Origin of the sequence: Mesomycoplasma ovipneumoniae (genome assembly GCF_030012565.1) — a bacterium.
Classification (GTDB): Bacteria; Bacillota_I; Bacilli_A; order Mycoplasmatales; family Metamycoplasmataceae; genus Mesomycoplasma; species Mesomycoplasma ovipneumoniae_D.
On sequence record NZ_CP124621.1, the window covers coordinates 343,490 to 364,118 of the forward strand.

General features: G+C 27.8%; 9 protein-coding genes. 6 read left to right on the top strand and 3 right to left on the bottom strand.

Going from position 1 to position 20,629, the window contains the following annotated elements:
* The first annotated feature begins 347 nt into the window (after window positions 1-347).
* The 6 genes from QJQ40_RS01320 to QJQ40_RS01345 all read left to right on the top strand — a co-directional run bounded on the left by QJQ40_RS01320 (window position 348) and on the right by QJQ40_RS01345 (window position 11,455).
* Window positions 348-6,293 (top strand): SGNH/GDSL hydrolase family protein, encoded by a 5,946-nt coding sequence (locus tag QJQ40_RS01320; protein ID WP_282861506.1) that lies wholly within the window; start codon window positions 348-350, stop codon window positions 6,291-6,293.
* Between the two features lie 496 nt (window positions 6,294-6,789).
* A complete protein-coding gene (locus QJQ40_RS01325) occupies window positions 6,790-8,802 on the top strand; it encodes an HsdM family class I SAM-dependent methyltransferase (RefSeq protein ID WP_282861508.1) in 2,013 nt (670 codons plus the stop codon).
* An 89-nt stretch (window positions 8,803-8,891) separates the two neighbouring features.
* Window positions 8,892-9,455, top strand: coding sequence for a restriction endonuclease subunit S (locus tag QJQ40_RS01330; RefSeq protein WP_282861636.1), 564 nt, complete (start codon window positions 8,892-8,894; stop codon window positions 9,453-9,455).
* Window positions 9,358-9,975 carry a restriction endonuclease subunit S gene (locus tag QJQ40_RS01335; protein ID WP_282861510.1) on the top strand — a complete coding sequence of 206 codons (618 nt, stop codon included), beginning with the start codon at window positions 9,358-9,360 and terminating at the stop codon, window positions 9,973-9,975. The genes QJQ40_RS01330 and QJQ40_RS01335 overlap by 98 nt, the downstream gene beginning before the upstream one ends.
* Before the next feature lie 338 nt (window positions 9,976-10,313).
* On the top strand, window positions 10,314-10,649 hold the full coding sequence (locus QJQ40_RS01340) for a hypothetical protein (RefSeq protein WP_282861512.1): 336 nt from the start codon (window positions 10,314-10,316) through the stop codon (window positions 10,647-10,649).
* Complete coding sequence (locus tag QJQ40_RS01345) at window positions 10,550-11,455, top strand: hypothetical protein (protein WP_282861515.1); 906 nt, start codon at window positions 10,550-10,552, stop codon at window positions 11,453-11,455. The genes QJQ40_RS01340 and QJQ40_RS01345 overlap by 100 nt, the downstream gene beginning before the upstream one ends.
* Before the next feature lie 1,135 nt (window positions 11,456-12,590).
* Here the strand turns inward: QJQ40_RS01345 and QJQ40_RS01350 are convergent.
* From QJQ40_RS01350 to QJQ40_RS01360, 3 genes are all read right to left on the bottom strand, one after another.
* Complete coding sequence (locus QJQ40_RS01350) at window positions 12,591-14,045, bottom strand: LlaJI family restriction endonuclease (RefSeq protein WP_282861517.1); 1,455 nt, start codon at window positions 14,043-14,045, stop codon at window positions 12,591-12,593.
* Window positions 14,046-14,058: 13 nt separating this feature from the next.
* Window positions 14,059-15,525 (bottom strand): hypothetical protein, encoded by a 1,467-nt coding sequence (locus QJQ40_RS01355; RefSeq protein WP_282861518.1) that lies wholly within the window; start codon window positions 15,523-15,525, stop codon window positions 14,059-14,061.
* 862 nt (window positions 15,526-16,387) lie between these two features.
* Window positions 16,388-20,386, bottom strand: a complete 3,999-nt coding sequence (locus QJQ40_RS01360; RefSeq protein WP_282861519.1) for a ZmpA/ZmpB/ZmpC family metallo-endopeptidase — start codon at window positions 20,384-20,386, stop codon at window positions 16,388-16,390.
* Window positions 20,387-20,629 lie beyond the last annotated feature (243 nt).

Consider the following 20,629-nt stretch of genomic DNA (forward strand, 5'->3'; position numbering starts at 1 on the left):
CTACCTACCTTAAAACTTAAAATTATAGTTTAAAAAATAAAAAATAAAAACAAAAAAATAAATTAAAATTAAAAAATCAGCTCTACAAATTGACCATATATATAAATATTAAATTATATATATAGTTAAAATCTCGATTTAAATTTTTAGGACTCATGCTCGAATTAGCCTTAAAAAAACTTTTTTAAATTAGTAAATTTTTAAAAAAGATTTTTTTATTTAAAAATGTAGTATAATTTAATTTTTATTTTATTTTATTTTTCTAGTTTGCTCCTTATCTAATTGGACCAATCTAATCCATTTGTATTAAAAAAATCTGGAATAACAAAAAGAAGCGGGGTAAAATAATGAAAAAAAATATCTCCAAACCTGATTTTTCTAAAGCATTCAAAATATTTTTAAGTTTTGGCACTTTATCTCTGGCCGTCTCTGGAATTACTTTGATTGGTATAAAAAATCGCGATAAAACCGAGCATTTTAACATACCAATAACCCATTCAGCCCAGGAAACTGAAAAACTTTTAGACCAAATTAACTATTTATCAATTGGTGATTCAATTTCTGCTGGTTTTAATTGAGATTATTCTATTGACCTCCGCGGAAACATTGATGCAAATAACAAAATTAATGGACTATCATATCCAGCCTTTTTTGCTAGTTTTATTCAAAAAATAAAACCAAATGCACTTAAATCCTTTGATAATTTGGCTCTTTCTTGAACAACAATTAGCGATTGACTTTACTTACTTAATCCCGAAAATCCAGTCTATAAACATTCTGACAAGACCCATTTTAATTTCAATTATCATTTAGACCAAAAATTAGACTCACCTTATGGACAACAAATTCGTGACATTTTTGGTGATTTTAATTCAAATAGTTACCCAAAGCTATATCAAAAAATTCAAAAATCTAATTTGCTAACACTTTCATTAGGCGCAAATGATTTAATGGAAGCTATTGATTTTCGCACAATCGCTAAGCCGATGCAAAAGCTCGCTACAAAAGCTGAGGCAAATTTTGAATTTGCCCAAAACATTGAAATTGCAACTCAAAGAATTTACAGAAATTTACAACTGCTAATTCAAAGTTTACGAAAAATCAACCCTAATTTACAAATAGTTTTAGTTGGCTATAATTCTTTGTCTTCAAAAATCATTAAATTCTTTGAAAAAATGCTCACAAACGAAATTGGCGTTCCAGAAAATTATGCTGATTTAGTAATACAGCGTTTGAATTCAACAATCAAAAAAGCCGCAAAAAGCCAAAAAGTAAACTATGTTGATCTATACAATGAATCAATTTGACAAGAAAAAAGTTCTGAATTTGCCACAAATGACCTAGACATCCACCCATCAACTAAGGGCTATAAAAAAATGGCCCAAGATTTGCTGTTCAAATTAGCTTTTGAACAAGACCTAGAATTCAAAAAAGATGCAAATACTAAATTAAACTGAGACGAAAATTATGTCAAAAAAGACATTAATTCTTACCGTCGAATTCTAAATTTAGGTCAAAATTCAGAAATTTTGAAGGCTTTAACCGTTGAGAATTCACCTGAAAAATTTATTTCAGAAAACTCTGAAATCGAAGAGCTAACCACTCAAAATGTTAAAAAAGCAACAGAATCACCGATAGAAAATTTTCTAAACGTAATACTAAATAATAATTTTGGTGCGTTTTTAAACCGTTTTGTCCAGTTAGCTGTTCAAAATAATTCAAGTGTGCAAAAAATTTTGACTGATTTTTGACAAGAAAACCAAAATTCAGGGGCTTCTTTTTCTGAAATTTTGCAAAAAATTTACTCAAGTGGCTTTTTTAGCAAAATTATCAACCGTTTTGAGAGTTATGTTCAAGATGTAACTAATAATAAAACTTGAGAAAAAGCAACAATTTCTGGCCTTGTTAATTATATTTTTGCTGATTTTGACGAAAAACAAATAATTGACGTTTTAAATACCGTTGTAACTTCTGAATTTGCAGATAAAAACCCTGAAAAAATTAAAGAATTAATTTTTTCATCCATTTTTGGTCAAACAATAATCCAAGATTTGCTAATAAATAACATTATCAAAATTGACCTCAAAAATAAGGAAGACTTAAAAGTTGTCTTTACCTTTGACTCAATAAGAAAATTATTTTCTAAAATAATTACTGACTACCATCAACGATCAAACGAATATAAAAATTCACAGAATTTTCATGAAATAATTCGTACTTATTTAGAAAATCCTGATAATGACAGCGATAATGTTGTTTTTATTAGAAATTTTATCTCAGAAACACTAAAACATCATGAATCTGTTAAATTATTAGTATCGATTATTAACGATAATTTTGAGTTCAACTTGGATGAGGCAGACCAGAGCGCGCTTGTTAATCTTTTAGTTTCAATTGCCGATGTTGTTGTTCGTACTAATGTTTGGGCTAAACTAAATGATCAAGCAGCCAAAAATTTCTTAGATGTCATTAAAAAAATCAATACTACTGATATTTCTGAAAATATTGCTTCAATTTTTTCAGAGCAAATTTATACAAATTACTCATCTTTTTTTAAAGATTCAAAAAATTTACTTGATTTATTTCACGAACTTTTAAGTTTTGATTTGAGCCAAAACCAAATTGACTCCCTAAAAAAATTACTTAATAAATTCTACCCAGTTTTAACAAAATTTGACCTAACTAATTTTATTGATGAGTCAACCCCTAATTTTGCTAGTTTTTCATTCTTTTTTGACTCAGCTAAAGATTTTTTGGCTTCAAATTCATTTAAACCACTGGCTGACATTGTAAATCAAGCCATTGATGATTTTTTAGTAAATAAAAACAAATACCAACAAATTGACAACTTAAATCGCTTTGGCTTTCAGTTTTTAGCTAATAATTTACCAAAACTTGAGGAAAATATTTATGAATTTATCGCCAGAAATGTAGAAAAAGAGGAATTTTTAACTAATCTTACTAGTTTAATTTCAAGTTCATTAAGCTCATCAGGCTTAACTGAACATTCAATTAAAACTTTTACATCAATAATTGAGCTGATTTTCCAAGATTTTCGTATTAAATATCTAGCTTGAAAAGAAGACAGAGAAGCTCCAACTGATAATTTAATTTTTGGATTTGTAAAAGCTGCACTACAAAACTTCGAATCTTTTTATAAAGAAAATTCTGAAGAGCATAATTCAGCAAAATTACTTTTAGAAGAAGCTAAGAAAAAACAAGATGCACTAGAAATTCAAAAATATTCTGACAAAATTGCTTTAACTGATCAACAATTATCCTTCCAAAATTTTTCTTCATACTTTTTAAATAATTTTTTCACTCAAGATACAATTTATACACTCTTAAAAAATCTTGCAAGTCTTGATTTTAAAACTAAAATTCCTGATGGCGACTTGGTCTTATTTTTCAAAAACCTTTTTGGACAGTCATTTTTACAGAACCAACTTCTTGGTAAATTAAACCAAAATAGTTTTTTTAGCAACCCTAAAATTCAACAATCACTTTTAAAGATTTTAACAAACTTTTTTGAATCAAAGCAAGTTGAACAACTACTTTCAAAACTTATTGAGTATTTTTTTGACGAAAAACAATTTGAATTACATCCAAACTTTAATTCACTAGTTGAAAATTTTCTCAAACAAAACACTCAACTAATTGAGCAAGTTTTTGCCCTTTTCTTAGGAGATTCTTCAACTTGAGATTCAATTTCTGAATTCTTAAGGATAATTTTGGCTGAATATAAATTAGATTTGCCTGAAGATTCAGTTAATACAATTTTGGCTTTAGTTCGTGATATTTTTTCAAAACTAAAAGACTCAACTTTAGATTTTGATCAGAACCCAAAAACTTATTCACCACTAACAATAAAAGCACTGATTTCAATTATACTTGATGCAATTTCAGGTAATTCTACCCCTAAAAAACCGGTTCTTGAGACTTTATTTGACAGTTTTAGCGTTGATATTGCTAATTTTTATTATTCTTCAGAGGAAACAAAAACTGATACTCCAGGCAAAATTTCCCAGGATAATATTGCGACTTTAATTTCCGAAGTTGTTAGAAGTAAGCCTATTTCTGAACAGATTCGGGCAGGTTTAGAAAATATTCCAAAAGAATATCTTGACAGTGTTATGCCAATTTTTAATTGGTTTTTAGAATCACCTGCACTAAAAGATATGTTTAAATCATACTTTAAAATAGTTGCAAAAACCAAAATTAAACAACCACTAAATAACCTTTCATTAATTAAGACACTATTTGAAAAGCAATATTTTAATAAAATTATTGGTGAATTTATTGTTAAATTAGATGAAAAAAGCAGCACTTTGAGCGATAATTTTTCAACTCTAGTTGAAAAAATGCTTAATACTCAATTTGACAAGACTGAATTTGAGCCATTTTTTAAACTAATAAAAGAAATAATCAAAAATAATCTTGAGAATTTTTACAAAGAGGAAATGGATCCAACAGGAATTTTGTCAGACGATGCTTCCACCGTTAATGTAAGCGAGGATTTTTCCCAAGTATTAGTCAGCGCTCAACCTTTTAGTGATACTGGCCAAAACTCTTCATCATCTGGAATTTCTCAAGAAACAACCTCACCGCAAATCCAGGCAAATTACTCTAAAGAAAATGCCTTATTAACAAAATTTGTATCAATTTTGAGCAAATTAACAAGCGGTGAGGTTGCTTTTTCAAACCTTACAACACTTTTAGAGACTGAAATTGGAAAAGAAGAATTTATTATCGACCTTATAAAACAAATTGCATCAGTTTATAATAAAATTTCTGAAGATGAAAGAAACAATCTCTGAAATATCATCGTTAAAATTTTTAATTCATCATTTTTCAAAGACAAAATTAATTTGTTAAGCATTGGCGATGTGTCCAGCTTTTCACTCTTTAGTGGTTTATCAGCGGACAAAAAGGCAAAAATTGAACCATTACTTAAAAAGTTGCTACTGAAATTTTTACCTGAGTCAATGAATAAAGTTTTAATTTTTCGTCTTTTAAATTATATGAACAAAAATTCTGCTTTATTCAAAGAAGTAAAAACATTTTCCGGTCTTTTAACTAAATTTTTAAGTGATCAACCCAATAATAGCCAGGTAAACTCTCAAAATGAATCAAATTCAGCATTTTTAAAATCATATCTATGATCTGTGGTTGACTTTTTAATAAAAGATAATGAATTTGCTGATTTAGCAGCCGATATAATTGCTGTATATTTAAAATTAAATTTAGATAATAATCAAAATCTTACCAAGGTTAAAATAGACAAACCAAGAGAAATAATTACTAAATTTCTCAAGGATTTTGTAAATCTAGGGTTAGAAAATCCGTTACTTTCAGGAATTTTAGATCAAATTGTACAGTCAATCAAAACCTTAAATCCTGATGAAAAAAGTGCAAGCTTTTTTGGTGCTATTTTTAGCAAATTAGATTTAGCAAAATTAATTAATCTTGATTTAGTTGTCAAAATTGAGCCAAAAATTGATGGAAATGACTCAACTGGCCAAAGTTCAACCGATCGAAAAAATCTAATTGATGAAGAAAAATTAACATTAAAAACTCCAACTAATCAAAAAATTTCAACTAAATCAATTGCTGACTTTTTTGATTTAATATTTTTAGCCTCACCAAACTGAAATAAGGATAAGGAAAATGAAGTTTCGCCAATTTTAAAAGAATTAAATCATATAAAATACACCGGAATTTCATTTGAATCAATTTTTAAATCAGGTCAAAAAGATCCTCAACTTGAGGCAATTTCAAAATTATTCCATAAAATTTGGTACTCTGAGAGATCTAATAAAATATCAATCTCTAACTTTAAAGACTCATCAAAAGGAAGACTACTTTATAGATTAGTTTTAATCCTTCTTTTTTATACATATGAATCTAGAATTTCTCAGTTTTGAGCTCGATCTTCAGCATTTTATGGCGGTATTTTGGCTTCCTATACTGCATCTGAAGTAATCCGCGCATCGTTACAAAACGGTCAACAAGCAAATAGAAACAAAACTAACGATAATGATTATAAAACTTTTATCGACAAAATAATAGGTGACCCAGTAAAACCTAAAGCTGGTTGATGGCAAATTTGAACGTCTTATTATTCAGCTTCCGATGTTAAATTAAATGATATGCTAACAATGATTTATTATAATTTAGAAGGTAATCGATTTTCTAGAGATACAAACCAACCTAGATTAAGAGACCAAGTTTTGCAACAAATCCATGATGGAACTTATCCTACTAATTATCAGAATCCAACTAATAGAAGATAGTAAAAGATTATAAAATTTGAATTAATATTAATATTTTTATATTCTTTTCATTAGAGTTTTGCTTATATATTTAATCATAAAAAAACTTCTAAAGGTGTTTAGAAGTTTTTTTATGATCTAGTAACAAATATTAGAAAATGATCACAAATTTTACTAGTTTTTGACCGCCAAGTTTAAATCACTAATTAAAATTGTTGTCCTTAGATGGTAAAAAATTTTCATTTTATATTAAAAATTTTTTTAAAAAAAGAAAAATTTTAGGAAAATTTAGCCATTTTTCCACTATAATTTATCTTTAATAAAAATAAATTTAAATCAAAGGAATGAATCATGGCAATTAATGATTGATTAAAACTAAAAAAATTTAGCCCAATTAAAAGTCTAAATCAGTGTACTAACTTACCGGCTTCCCGTCAGAGTGAACCGGTTGAATCTCAGGGTCAAAACTAATTTTATTTTTCTAATTTAAAAAAACTTCAAAAAAGGAGAACAAATAATGAAATCTAATATTTCAGAAGTCACAATTGCAGGAAGCTTTAATTCTGAACTTAATAATATGGGTCTTGATTTTAGACTAGAAAATGAATGGTTAAATGAAGATATTAATTCTGCGCTTGAGGAATATTTATCCAAAAATGGAAAAAATGGCGGAAATCGTCCTGATTGCAAAATGCTTTTAGAGGACGAACTAGGCAATAGTTATCCTATTTTGATCGAATATAAAGTTGGGCTTAATAAAATGGTAAAACTAGATTCAAATGGATATCCTGACCTTACGCAATGAAATAACATTAAAAATTATGCAGTAAATGGAGCTATTCATTATGCTACAGGAATAAAGCAAGCAACTTATTATACCGATATTATTGTAATTGGTGCTGTTGGCGAGAAAAATACAAATGGCAAACTTGAACGCGAAGTTCAGGTTTGGTGAGTCTCAAATGATAATTATGGTAAAGGTCAATTAATAGGCGAATATAGCGATTTTAGTTTTTTAGACAAAAAACACTTTAATGAATTTATTAAAGAAGCAAAAAAATCATTTTTAAGCGAGGAGGAAAGAGATAAATTAAGGCAAAGATCAGAAGCCGAAATGATAGCTGCGCTTAAAAAACTTAATAATGATATTTACAAAAATGAGAATAATATCGAACCTGATACAAAACTATATTTAATTGTAGCTAGTATAATTGCAAGTTTAGGAATCCCTTATAAAGTTGCCCCACTTAATAAATCCGAACTTAAATCATCCAAAGAAGAAAACAGTCAAGATGGGGACAAAATACTGTATAAAATTATTAATTTCCTAAGACATAAACAGATACCAACCGAAAAACAGAAAACTTTAATTAATATTTTATCACCGAGCCTGAAAGATGAAAGGCTAAATGCTCCAGAAAATGGCGAGTCAAGAATCAAAAGAATTTTTGGAAAAGTTGTTGATGATATTGGATATTTTTTCAAAAACGGTTTAGAAATCGACTTTGCCGGAAAACTTTTTAACGAAATGTATTCTTGACTTGGTTATAGCGAGGATGCAAATAATGATGTTGTTTTAACACCACCATATGTCGCAAAATTACTTGCAAAACTTGCTCGGGTTGACCAAAACTCTTATGTTTGAGATTTTGCTACCGGATCAGGAGGGCTTTTGGTTGCGGCCATGAATGAAATGATAGCTGATGCAACTAAAAAAGCAAAATCACCTTCTGAATTAGAAAGAAAAATTGCACAAATCAAAACACAACAATTATTAGGAATAGAAATTTTACCTAAAATTCATATGCTCGCAATATTAAATATGATTATTATGGGCGATGGCTCTTCTAATTTGCTAAATAAAGATTCATTAAAAGACTTTAACAATGACGGTGGCGCATTTCCAGCAAATGCTTTTGTTTTAAATCCCCCTTATTCTGCACCTGGAAATGGGATGAATTTTGTTGAAAAAGCCCTTTCAATGATGACAAATGGTTATGCTGCTATCATTATTCAATCTTCGGCAGGTTCTGGTAAAGCAAAAGATTTTAATAAAAAAATTCTAAAAAACCATACGCTACTGGCAAGTATTAAAATGCCAATCGATTTATTTTTAGGTAAATCAAGTGTGCAGACACACATTTATGTATTTGAAGTTGGAAAAACTCATAATAAAGATCATTTAGTTAAATTTATTGACTTTAGCCAAGATGGTTATAAAAGAACTAATCGAAAGAAAGCGAGTGTTAATTTAGTCGATAGCGATAATGCCATTGCACGCTACCAAGAAATCGTCGATTTAGTACATCTTGGAAATCATAAATTGAATTTAATTGATAAAAAATGTTATTTTACCGATGTGATTGATCCTTTAAACGGTGGTGACTGGAATAAGACAAGACAAGCTGATTTAAAACCGGAAATCAGTGATTTTAAAAATTCAATTGCTGATTTTCTAGCTTGGGAAGTTAGTGAAATTATAAAAGGTACCGAAATTGGAGCTAAAAAACAAGACCAAATAAAAAAGTAGATCCCCCACTAATTGAAAAATTACAAACAGTTCAGTGGGGAGAATTTAGAATTAAAGATATTTTTGAAGTTTCAAGCTCAAATAAAGTCATTCATGCTAATAAAGTTAAAATCTATGATACACAGATTCCAAACACTTATCCTTATGTTGTAAGACAAAGTAAAAATAACGGAATTAAAGGGTATATTCAGGAAAATTTAAAATTCTTAAATCCTGCAAACACGATTAGTTTTGCCCAAGATACTTTTTTTAGTTTTTTTCAAAAACAAAAATATTTCACCGGTAACAATGTTAAAGTCTTAAAATACAAAGGAAAAAATACAATTAAAGAAAAATCATTAATGTTTATCGCAATTGCAATTCAAAAAGCAATTGCAAAATTAAGTTGGGGGATAAATTCGTCAAAAGAAAGTATTTTAGAAACTAAATTCCTTCTGCCAATTGATGATCAAAACCAAATTAATTTTGATTTTATAGAAAAATTTATTAAAGAACTTGAATCAGCTCACTTAGTAGGGCTTGAAGACTATTTAATCTCATCGGGATTTGCTCAGAATGATTTTAATTACAACAAGAGAGAGAGAGAGAGAGAGAGCCGCTTCTCAAGCGGAAATAGAGAATTTATATCTCAATACAGTCTGGAAAGAATTTAGAATTGAAGACATTTTTGAAATTAAAAATGCTTATGGTTTGGACGCAAATAAAGTTAAAATTTACGACGAGCAAATTAAAGGGACTTCCCCTTATATTGGCAGACAAACAAAAAATAATGGTGTGCGGGGGTATATAATTGAGAATGAGAAATATTTAAATTTAGGCAATAGAATAACTTTTTCCCAAGTGAATTTTGCCTGTTTTTATCAAAAAGAAAAATTTTTTAGTAGTCAAAATATTAAGTTACTCGAACCAAAATACTATGAAAATTTTTCAGCAAAAGTATTTTTGTTTTTTGTAGCAACAATTCAAAAAGTAGTTAGTGGTCTTAGCTATCAAAGCTTTTCTAATAGCAAAATTGGTAATATTTCTTTTTATTTACCAATAAATTCGCAAAAGCAAATTGACTTTAATTTTATCGAAAAGTTTGTTGTTCTAATTGAGAAAATAATTGTCAAGGAACTGTGGTTGCATACTAAAAAACTAGGGGTTTATCAAGAAATTGTTAATGGTTTTTAATTAATTTCTATTAATATTATTAGGCATTTAAAATACTAGGGTAATAATATCCTAGTATTTTTTATTTTTGCTAAAAGAGCAAATAATGATTTACACCCAATATGAAAAATCATTTTACTTGAAAGTCTGGTTAAAAAAATTAACAAAAGTACCACAATCAGAATTACTGACAAATAACTAGTTGTCATGATTTTTTCTATTAATTTAAAATTTTAGAAAAATTTTTCCCTTTTTTGGTATAATATATCTTTAATAAGAATAAATTTGAATTAAAGGAATAAATCATGGCAATTAAAGATTGAATAAAAAATAGTAAATGAGCAAAATTCACACCTTATATGCCAAAACATAATATACTTTTCAATGTTTATGGCCAACCAATTAACGAACACCCCGTTGTTATTTGATATAGCGATAACGACGATATGTATTATTTTGTCAAAGCACGAAGAGCTTCTAAAAATGGAATACTAATGGATAAATTACCAACAGAAATTCTTATTCCTGCAAGTGCGACAAAGTCTGATTCTTTATTTTTAATGATAGTCTACTTGATTGTTCACAAATTTTTAGAATGCGCGCAAAAGATTTTGAAGTCGCTTATGGAAGAAGTAATTATCCAGAAATTGACCAACTGCCTTTTAATTATGCAATGCAAATTATTAATCAAATAGAGAAAAACTTTAAAAATGACCACATCTCATTAATGAATGTAAGTATTATAGGATATAATAATAAACAAAAACCTATTATTGAACCAGAGTTACTATATGCAAGCAAAGCTAGTTTTGACCAAGAAAAAGGATGATGAAGAGAATTATCAAAAAATAGAGATTCTGAAACAATTAGAAAAGCCAATGCTTTTGTTGTAAATTATCATCGCAAAGAACACACATCAGTAGAATTAAATCCAGTTAAATCTGGAATAAATATAACAAAAGAAGAATTAATGGTTGATAGAGTTTATACTCCAATTTATCATTATATATATGATAATGAACTATTAGATAAAGGCACTAATGTCGCTAAAATTATCGATTTAGTTAAAAAAAATATTTTTAACACCGAAGAATTTAAAGATTATAAAGTATCAGATGGTGATGTCTGAGGTAGTCTCACTCTTCCTTGGGGGCGAAGAAGAACAAGTTTAAATATTGTTGATGAATATGACATAAATTCAGACAAATTAACTAAAATTCAACAAAACTATTTTTTCTATAATACAGAAGATAACAAACTTTTAGAATTCAAATCAGCTTATGAAAACCAAACATTAGCTGAATGAATTGATAATAGTTGTTTTTATGATGAGTTTAGAGATTATATTGAACAAGGATTTGAAGGTTATGATTGGTCAAAGGAAGAAATAGCTACTTGATTTATTAAAGAAAGATTTTGTATTGAAAATATATCAATCATTGATGAAGAATTAAAAAACAGAAATCTTTTGTTTCAAAATTCACAAAAACCCGAAGAATAACAGAACCAATAAGTTAAAAAATAAACAAAAACGTTACGTATGTAATCTGTATTAAAGAATAGTTGTACTATGTTTTTTTATATTTTTTAACACTATAATTAATATGAAGTTCCTGTCGAATTTGGAGCTTTTTTCTTTTTTTATTTTAAAAAAATAATCCTGAGTTTCCCAGTTTGACGAGATAATTTTAAAAAAGGGTCGGGTTTTAGGGGATTTTTTAATTTTTCTGGCAAAAGTTAATTACAATTTTTTACTGATTTACTAAAATATCAAAGTAAAAATCACACCCCTGAGTTTCCCAGTTTGATGGAAAATTCACTTTTTAGTGAATATAAAATATACAAAAATACCCGTAAATCCGGGTTTTTTGGTGCTAAAATCCTTATTTTTATAGTTTTGAAATTAACCTTTTGCAAAAAAAAAAAAAAAATGCTTGGTCTAAGAAAAAATTATGTTATAATAAACTTCACTTAAGAATAATTAATAAATTTTTAATATTGAATTAAGGGGGACTTAGTTATGTTTTTTGTCTAAAAAATCAGACAGTGCGAATTTTTTCCATTATATTTTTAAATATGATGGAATGTCATAAATTTAACCGTTTAGAAATCTACAAATTTATGGCTTTTAGTTATTGTTCTTTCAAAACTTCATATGTTTTTTTAGGCACAGTGTAAATAAAAACGAGTTTTCTTTTTGCATTGAGTTTAAATAGTAGTTGTTTTTTTCTTTCCTATGGTTAGATTTAAAATTTAGTGTTTTTGCTTTGATAGTTATTTTTGCTGGGTTTGCCAGTTTGATGTCGTTCTGGTGATCCAAATATTTAAAATAGGTATGGTTTTTACCTTGATATTTTAATAAATCAGTAAAAAAATAGTTAATTAACTTTTATCAAAAAAGTTAAAAAGTGCCTAAAATCAGGCACTTTTTAAGATTATCTCATCAATCTGAGAAACTCGGGTTTCTTTTTTATTTTAAAAAAATAATAGAAACAAAAAAATTCTGGTCACGCAATTATTTTTACCTTATTTTGTGTTGCGCTTGAACTTACAATCAAGCAAAATGCAAGCACTTTTGCTTGCATAAATCACTTAAATTTTACAGATTCTCTATTTTACAGTTTGCTAACATATTTTTATAGATCTAGAAGATTAAAATCCATTTTTCTTTCTGTCAGATATAGATCATAAGCCATTACTGCAGGAATAAATCTTACTTGAACATTTTGCAATCCAATATTTTCCATCATTTCAAGTTTTACTTCACCTTTATTTTCGATAGAATCATTTTCTGAAGGTAGAAGAAAACAATTCTTAACCGCTGAAAACTCATGATCATTTATAAATTTTTGATAAGCTAATTGATATAAATATTGTTTTGTAATTGATTCTATTCCTGGCTGTCTGCTTGGTGTAATTCCGTATTCCAAATGTGCATTATAATACTTTGCGTCAAATATAATAAATTCATAATTACCATCATTTTGAAAGATGGATACTAAATCTGGTATTAAAGTATTTTTCGCCTCTTTGCCTGTAATACTCCATAAAGGCTTTTCAATTAAATCTATTAATTTTTTCTTTTTATCATAACCATCTTTTAAAAGCACTGGAAGATTCAAAGCGCCCAAACTATTTTCTAATTGATTGTTCATAATGTCTGCACAAATCTTTTCTCAAACTAAATTAAAACTATTAGTCCCAAACAAAGATAAGCAATCAAGATCATAAAGACTGCCTTTTTTGTCTATATAAGAATATATGGTCATTAAAAGTAATTGTTTTCTCGTGTTATACTGTAGACCTAGTTCTTTTTCAATTCTATATAAAATATAATCTTCATCGCCAAAATCATCTAATTTATCATCAGATAAATCTACTTCTGTGATTTCAAATAAATCAAGAAGATTGGCATTCTTTAACTCTTCGGAAATCTTTGTTAGTATGCATTGATGAAGCCGAGTAAAATAATCAAACTCATTGGTAAGTCTTTTACGAGTGTGTAATTCCATATAATATGGTTTTTCATTTGATAAAATTGCAAATGATTCATGTATAGTTTTATCCCATAGAATTTCACCTGTCCCATTGAATTCAACAATTTCTTCTGTACTGTTGTAAATTCCATTTTCATAATAATCATTTAATAAAAACAAGATTACTGCCAAAAGATTAAATGAACTAGTTTGACTGCTATCATTAAACATTTTTATAATCTGTTCAGAAGAATTGTATTTTTCAAGAACTTTTATTATTTGTTTTAACTCATTAGTAGGATTCTTATTGCTTAATAGATACTTTGGATAACACTTAAGCACTCTACCTGCTAGAACAATAACTCCAACAAAAGTAAATACATAAAAATATTCATTCTTGCCTACTTCAACACCAGATATCTCGATATCTTCATCTAGTAGTTCATTCATGTTCTTTTGTTTATCAGAAGCTTTTACCGTTTTTAAGACACCATATTCTTTTAATTTTCTAATCAATATAACGGCTTCATCTTCATTACATTTCAAAATGCTACAAAGTTCCTTTTGAGTATAACGTATTTGTTCCCTTACAAATCTGGAGATCATAGAGATCATAGAAAAAGCCCCCCTAATTATCTGAGTTGTCATTTTTAGGTTCAACATCTTCAATATCGCAATCTGATATAATATTAGGGTTGAATATTCCAACACCTTTTTGTTCAAATTCTTTGCAAATTTGAGAATATCTCGTGCTATCATTAGAGCAGCCTTCAAATAGTTTTGATCGTTTTTGTTTGGCCGCATCCTCAAATAAGTACATAATCACTTTATTTTTAAATGCACTAATAAATTTTTCTCTATTAATTTCATCTCCTTGCTCAGGAATTATAATATCTTTAGAAAGAAAATATGGGCCTAATTGTTTATCTTCGTTTATTTTACAATCAGCAAGGAATTTATTAATAGCTTTTCTCAATTTGTTCCATTCAACTTTTTGTGTCTTATTATCAGAAAGCATAACATATTTTCCATGTAGAGCATGATCATTGTCATCAATTCCTAAATATGTGAAATCCCATCTTCTCTTAAATGCAGTATCCATTGGAAATACACCTTGATCAGCAATGTTCATAGTAGCCCATATAAACATATTATTTGGTATCTTTATAGACTCAAGCTTTGATTCTTCGACTCCTAGTTGTTCTGATAAATATCTTCTCATGTCATTAGTGGTTGCAATTTTATATTCACTTACACCATCACTATCTCTATCCAATAGTTGAAAAATATCACCAAATACTGCAGCAACATTTGCTCGATTAATTTCTTCTATTAACAATACAAAAGGTCTAGGATTATCGGTCATCGCATTTTTTAAGGCTTTAACAAGAACTCTCATAAATGGACCAGGAACGTATTTGTATGAAATATCTTTTTTTCTAGATTCTGGTTTATATAAGTTTACATATTGTCTAATATCTATTCCAATATTTCGTCCTACATTACTATCAGTGGCAGCAGTACCTTTTAATCTTCTGATAGTAAAGTCCCCGTCTATGTATAAGCCTAACAATACCGGTAATCTATTAAGTCCGCGAACCTTAAATTTATCAAACAATAAGTCATACTTTTCTTGAGCTGACTTAGTTCTGTCTATTAATACAGAAAGAATATATTTATCAGTAACTGTAAGATTTTCGAAAGAATCATCAACCATTACAGGCTTATATGTGCCAACAAAGTTTGCATATGAATAGTCTGGATGAAAAGTTACTCTCTCATATTGATCTTCATTATTTTCTCCTAAGAGCTGTTGCAAGTCATTATTTAGAGTATAACTTTTACCAGTACCAGGCGCTCCAAAGATAATACGATTTCTAGGAATTAAACTATTATATGAAGTCAAAAACACATCTTCCATATCTTTTTTGTTTTCTTTATCTTGGCTTTGTTTATCCATTTCTAAAGATATGTCTTCGTTTGAAAGGCCTGCTTCCATCATATTATTCTTTATATATTCTACAAATTCGTCTTTTGTGAATTTTCTATTTTCTAATTTGTATTCTTTCTTGTTTTTATCATATAAAATATTCATATAATATCTCCAATTACAATTTTTGCATTGCATTTTCGACAATATTCTTTCAACAAACAGAATACAGTCCAATGTTAGCCATAAAATAACCTAATGAGGTAGTGTTCATAATTTTGTGTTTTAGATTTATTATGGATTTTTCAAATAGAAATCTAATTTAATTTTACATTATTTAATCGATTAGGGGAAATAATTTCTAATTGTTTTTTAATTATGTCTCAATTTCTTACCTGCCTTTTTCATTATATAGATGCGTTTTGCAGCGTTAAATAAGTTATTCCCTGATTTACGGGTATTTTTGATGTAAAAACTTTAATTTTGATTATTTTAAATTCAATCCTTTGCAAAAAAAAAAAAAAAATGTTTGGCTTAAAACAAAATTATGTTATAATAAGCATTACTAAGAATGAATTAATAAATTTTGAGATTAGAATTAAGGGAGAATTAATTATGTTTTTGTCATAAAAAAATCAGAAAATGTGAATTATCCATTATATTTTTAAATATGATGGAATGCCTTAAATTTAACCGTTTAGAAATCTATAAATTTAGGGCTTTTGGTTATTGTTCTTTCAAAACTTCATATATTTTTTTAGGCTCAATGCAAATAAAAACGAGTTTTCTATTTGCATTGAGTTTAAATAGTAGTTGTTTTTTTATGATTTTTGTCAGTGTTTTAGCTAAAAAAGTAGTTTAAATATTTTATAATTTTGGTTTTTAAGTTAATAACGCCGAAAAACCGGACACTTTTTTAAGTTTAAGATTATCTCATCAAACTGTGAAACTCGGGACTAATTTATTAAAAATATTTTAATTTGCATTGCAAATTTAAAATAAATCAGTTTTACTTTAATATTTCTAATTATTCATTAAATATTGATTGACGATACTCATCAGTTTGCTTATACATTTCAACATGAATATCAATTCTTATTGTAGTTATTCGATCAAAATTATCAATAAAAACTGTTTTTAAGTCGTCAAAAGATTTTATTTCGTACTTTTTACTATTAAAATCAAAACTAAATGGCTTTAATTTATTGAGTTTATCCTTTCTTTGCTTATACATATCTTTTTTAAAATCACTAAAAGATTTGTATTTATCGCCAAAAATCATTTTTAAAACGTGAGTATCACTACCTTTGACAAGTCCTTCTGGCACATTAGTTTGTTTATTTGATTTGGCAGAAATATACGGAATCATCCCGCCATAATAACCTTTTTCGGCAAGAAGTTCAAAAGCAACCCTTCTAAAATTGAGTCCACCGGAGACTCCTTCTGTATTTTCAAGTATTCCAAAATATGGTCTAAAGAAATTTACTATATAGTAATCATTATGCCCAAATGATCTGACTGAGTCTCCTCCAACATTCGCGCCAACAATATTTTTGTCAACTAAATCATCAATTGAATTTATCGAATTAAATTCAGAACTTCCAACTCAAGATAAAATATCATTTTTTGTAAAACCGCCACTTCCGAGTTGGATTTTTCTATAATCACTAGTGTCTGATGGCTTTTTTGCAATTATTGCCTCGGCTTGTGCTAAGTCTAAAACATAAATTAAGTCAAACAAATTTTTATAGTATTTTTCCAAATCAGCTAAATTGCTAAATCTTTCTGGACTTGAATTACGAACTAATTGCTGACCACCTCCGTATTTTTCAATAAAATTAAAGGCTAAATCTCCAGGTTCGTCACTGTAAGGTGCCTGAAACATTCCTCGAGCAAAAGATTCAGCCCGATGACCAAATCGTTTTCCATATCCGTCAAGCAAAATATCATTATCAAAAGCATGAGTACTTTCATGTGAAAATATCGATTTTGCGTATTTTGTTAATATTTTTGTGCCATCAAAATACATAAGTTTTTTATTTTCACCCGGAACAAAAGCAGCATAATCCTTATTTCTTAATGATAATCAATGACCAACAGGCAAAGAATAAGCTTTAACGCCAGGTTCATTTTTTGGTGCAAAAGTATCATAAACATCAACTATATGATTTTGCATAGTTTTTTTTGATTTTTCATTTAAAATTCGGTATAAAACATCATAGTAACCTTGAGCCGCCTCAGCAAATTCTCTGATTTGTGGTTTTAATGATTCGCTTGAAGAAAAATATTTGGAAAATAATCCCGAAATATTGCTATTTGTTGTAAAAATGAATCAAAGAGTATTTTGGTCTTTTACAGTCAAAAGTGGCAAAAGTTTATTAGCTTGTTCTTCTTGTTTGAATCTTTCGATCATTGGCTTATTTACTGATGTATCGGATTTACTTTCGACTTTTGTAATATAAGCTTTTGTCAGTGAATCAAAATATTTGTCGATAGTTTGGTCTTTTTGCTTAAATAAATTATAGTTATATTCAATAAAATCGGCAACTGATTTTGGTTTTAAATATTTTGAAAAAGCATCATGATAACCATTTGCAGTTTTGTTAGCTTTTAGATTAATAAAGTCCAATTTTCCAATGTCTTTTAACAAAGATAGACTATCATTTGATTTTCCATAAATTCCTAAAGAGTACAATAATTTATCTTTAAAATCCGAAATTGAGTATCAACGGTACAAATAATTTAAACCAATATAGATAGAATTTTTCTCTTTTTCTAAATCTTTTTTATAAAATTCAGTAAATTTAGTATCATCTAGATCAAAAATATCAATATTATTTGAGATTGAATCAATTATGCTTTCCAGATCTTTTTTAACTTCAGTCTCGTGTTGGTCAATAAAAAGCTGTTCTTTTATCGGACTGTTGTCAACAAAATTATTTTGAGTATCAAAAATTGAATTATCTGATAAATTAGTATTTTTTAAAAGATTTATTAAACCAGAAACTAATTGATTTTTCTTCTCAGATATCAAAATATTTGGATGAACAATAAATTTAACACCGTTATCTTCAAAAGAAAAGTCAATGATTCCGTTATCATTTTGCTTAAAACTGTCTATTTTGAAATCTTCTTTTTGGCCATCACCAAAGTAAATACTTAGTTTGTTTACTTTTTCTTTTTCACGAGCAAGATTTTTTACTAAATTTTGATTTCCATAAAATTCAAATCCAAGCAAATTTTTGCTGTAAAGGTTAGAATTTTTAGTCACTTTATGTGCATAATTCATAATTGTATAACGATCATAAAATGGCAAAAGTTTTGCAAAATTTGCATAAGCAATACTAAAATCAGACTGATATCCTTTTAAATAGGAAAAATTTAAAGTTTTTAGCTTAATATTTTCATTATTTAAATTTTTCCATTTTTTTGCTATCTCATTAAAAGTATTTTGATCAATTATTTTGAGTCAATCAAAACTTTCATTATCAGAATTGTTAGCAAAGTTTATATTTTTAAACGACTTTTCATAGTCAAAAAAACTTGATTTATAAAAGTTACCAAAAATTGGCTTTGCATTAAAAAAATTTATCTTTGCATAAATATTTTCAACACTTCCAGTATCAGGGGAATCTTGGGTTCCGTTTGTGGAAACCAAACCAATTAGTCCTCCAGAATTAGCAAATTCATCAGGCCCATTATTTAAAACATTTCCTTCAATTACAATGTTTTTTAATGACGAATTTTGACCTAGCTCACCAACAATCCCGCCAAGTTTATCGGAATTTATTAATTTAGAGGTGATGTTTATATTTGCATAAGAATTCTCAATTGAACTTCCTCTTGTTATTATTCCGCTAAGACCGCCTGCAGATTGGGAAGAATAAATATTTCCATGAAAACTTGAGTTTTTAATAACAGAATTATTATCTAGCACACCGACAATTCCGCCTACGATTTTTGGACCTTTAACATCGCCAAAAAGATGAACGTTATTAATTGTTGAACTTGATGAAGAATTTGCAATTGCCCCAACTGCAAATTGGGAATTATTTATTGACTTAACTTTGAGATTTTTAAAATTAATATTTTGGATTGTTGCATTATTTAAATTGTCAAAAAGCGGCTTTTCTAAATCATAAATAGTAAAATTTTTACCTTCAAGACTTTCTAGCCTTCCAGAAAAATAAACATTTTCTAAATATGATGTAGAATTGCGACCTATTTCTGTACTTTCTGCAGAAATATCATTTGCTAATTTAAAATTTCCAGAGGGATTTGCGCGAATTTGACTAATTAATTGCTCAAAAGTCGTGATTGCACCTAAATTATTTTTGGTTTTAGGAATATAAATATCAAAAGTAGAACTAACAGTGCCATTATTTAAAATATTTATGAAATTTTGGCTAAATTCACCAATAAATTTATAATAGTCGCCTTCATTTTCAACAGCTTTTACATTCAATCAGACATTTTTTTGTAAATCTTCTGAATCTAATTTGATTTTATAGTTTTTTAAATCAGAGTCTAATTCACCAATTGAAAGTAGTTTTACATATTTGCCTTTACTGTTAAAATGATATAAATTTGCAGAATTTATATTTTTAAATTCAATTTTTGAACCAGTTATTTTTAAAGAAACACTATCAATTTCAGCTTGCTTGTTTTCTAAAAAGGTTTTATCCTCAAAAATAGAAGAAACATTAATATTTTGTTCTGTGTTTTCTAGATTTGAATTATTTTCTTGCCTTGGAATAATTGGTTCTTGATTATCCGTGTCTTTTTTAGGATCATTTTTAGGATCTTCACTCTTAGAAGTATCTTTTTTAGTTTCATTTTTAGGATCTTTTTTAGCTTCATCACCCTTAGAAGCATCAATCTTAGGATCGTTTTTAGCTTCGTCAATCTTAGAAGTATTAGGTTTTTTATCCACTTCGCTTTTACAAGCCGTGATAATTACTATTGGTGATAATGATAGGAAAACTAAACTAGAACTAACTTTCTTTAGTAAAATAAATTGCTTCATAATTTTCCCCAAAAAATCTAAATAATTATAAATAATTGTAGCATAGATATATAGGAATTGTGCAAATATGGAAATTTTGATGTATTTGAATTTGTTTTAACTGTAAATTTTTATTCTTAAATTTTGTCACACCTTTTTTCGAATAAGTCTGAAATTGGTGTACTAACTTAGCCTAAAACCAGACACTTTTTAAGATTATCTAATCAAACTGGGAAACTCCGAAAAAGCATTTATTCACTAATT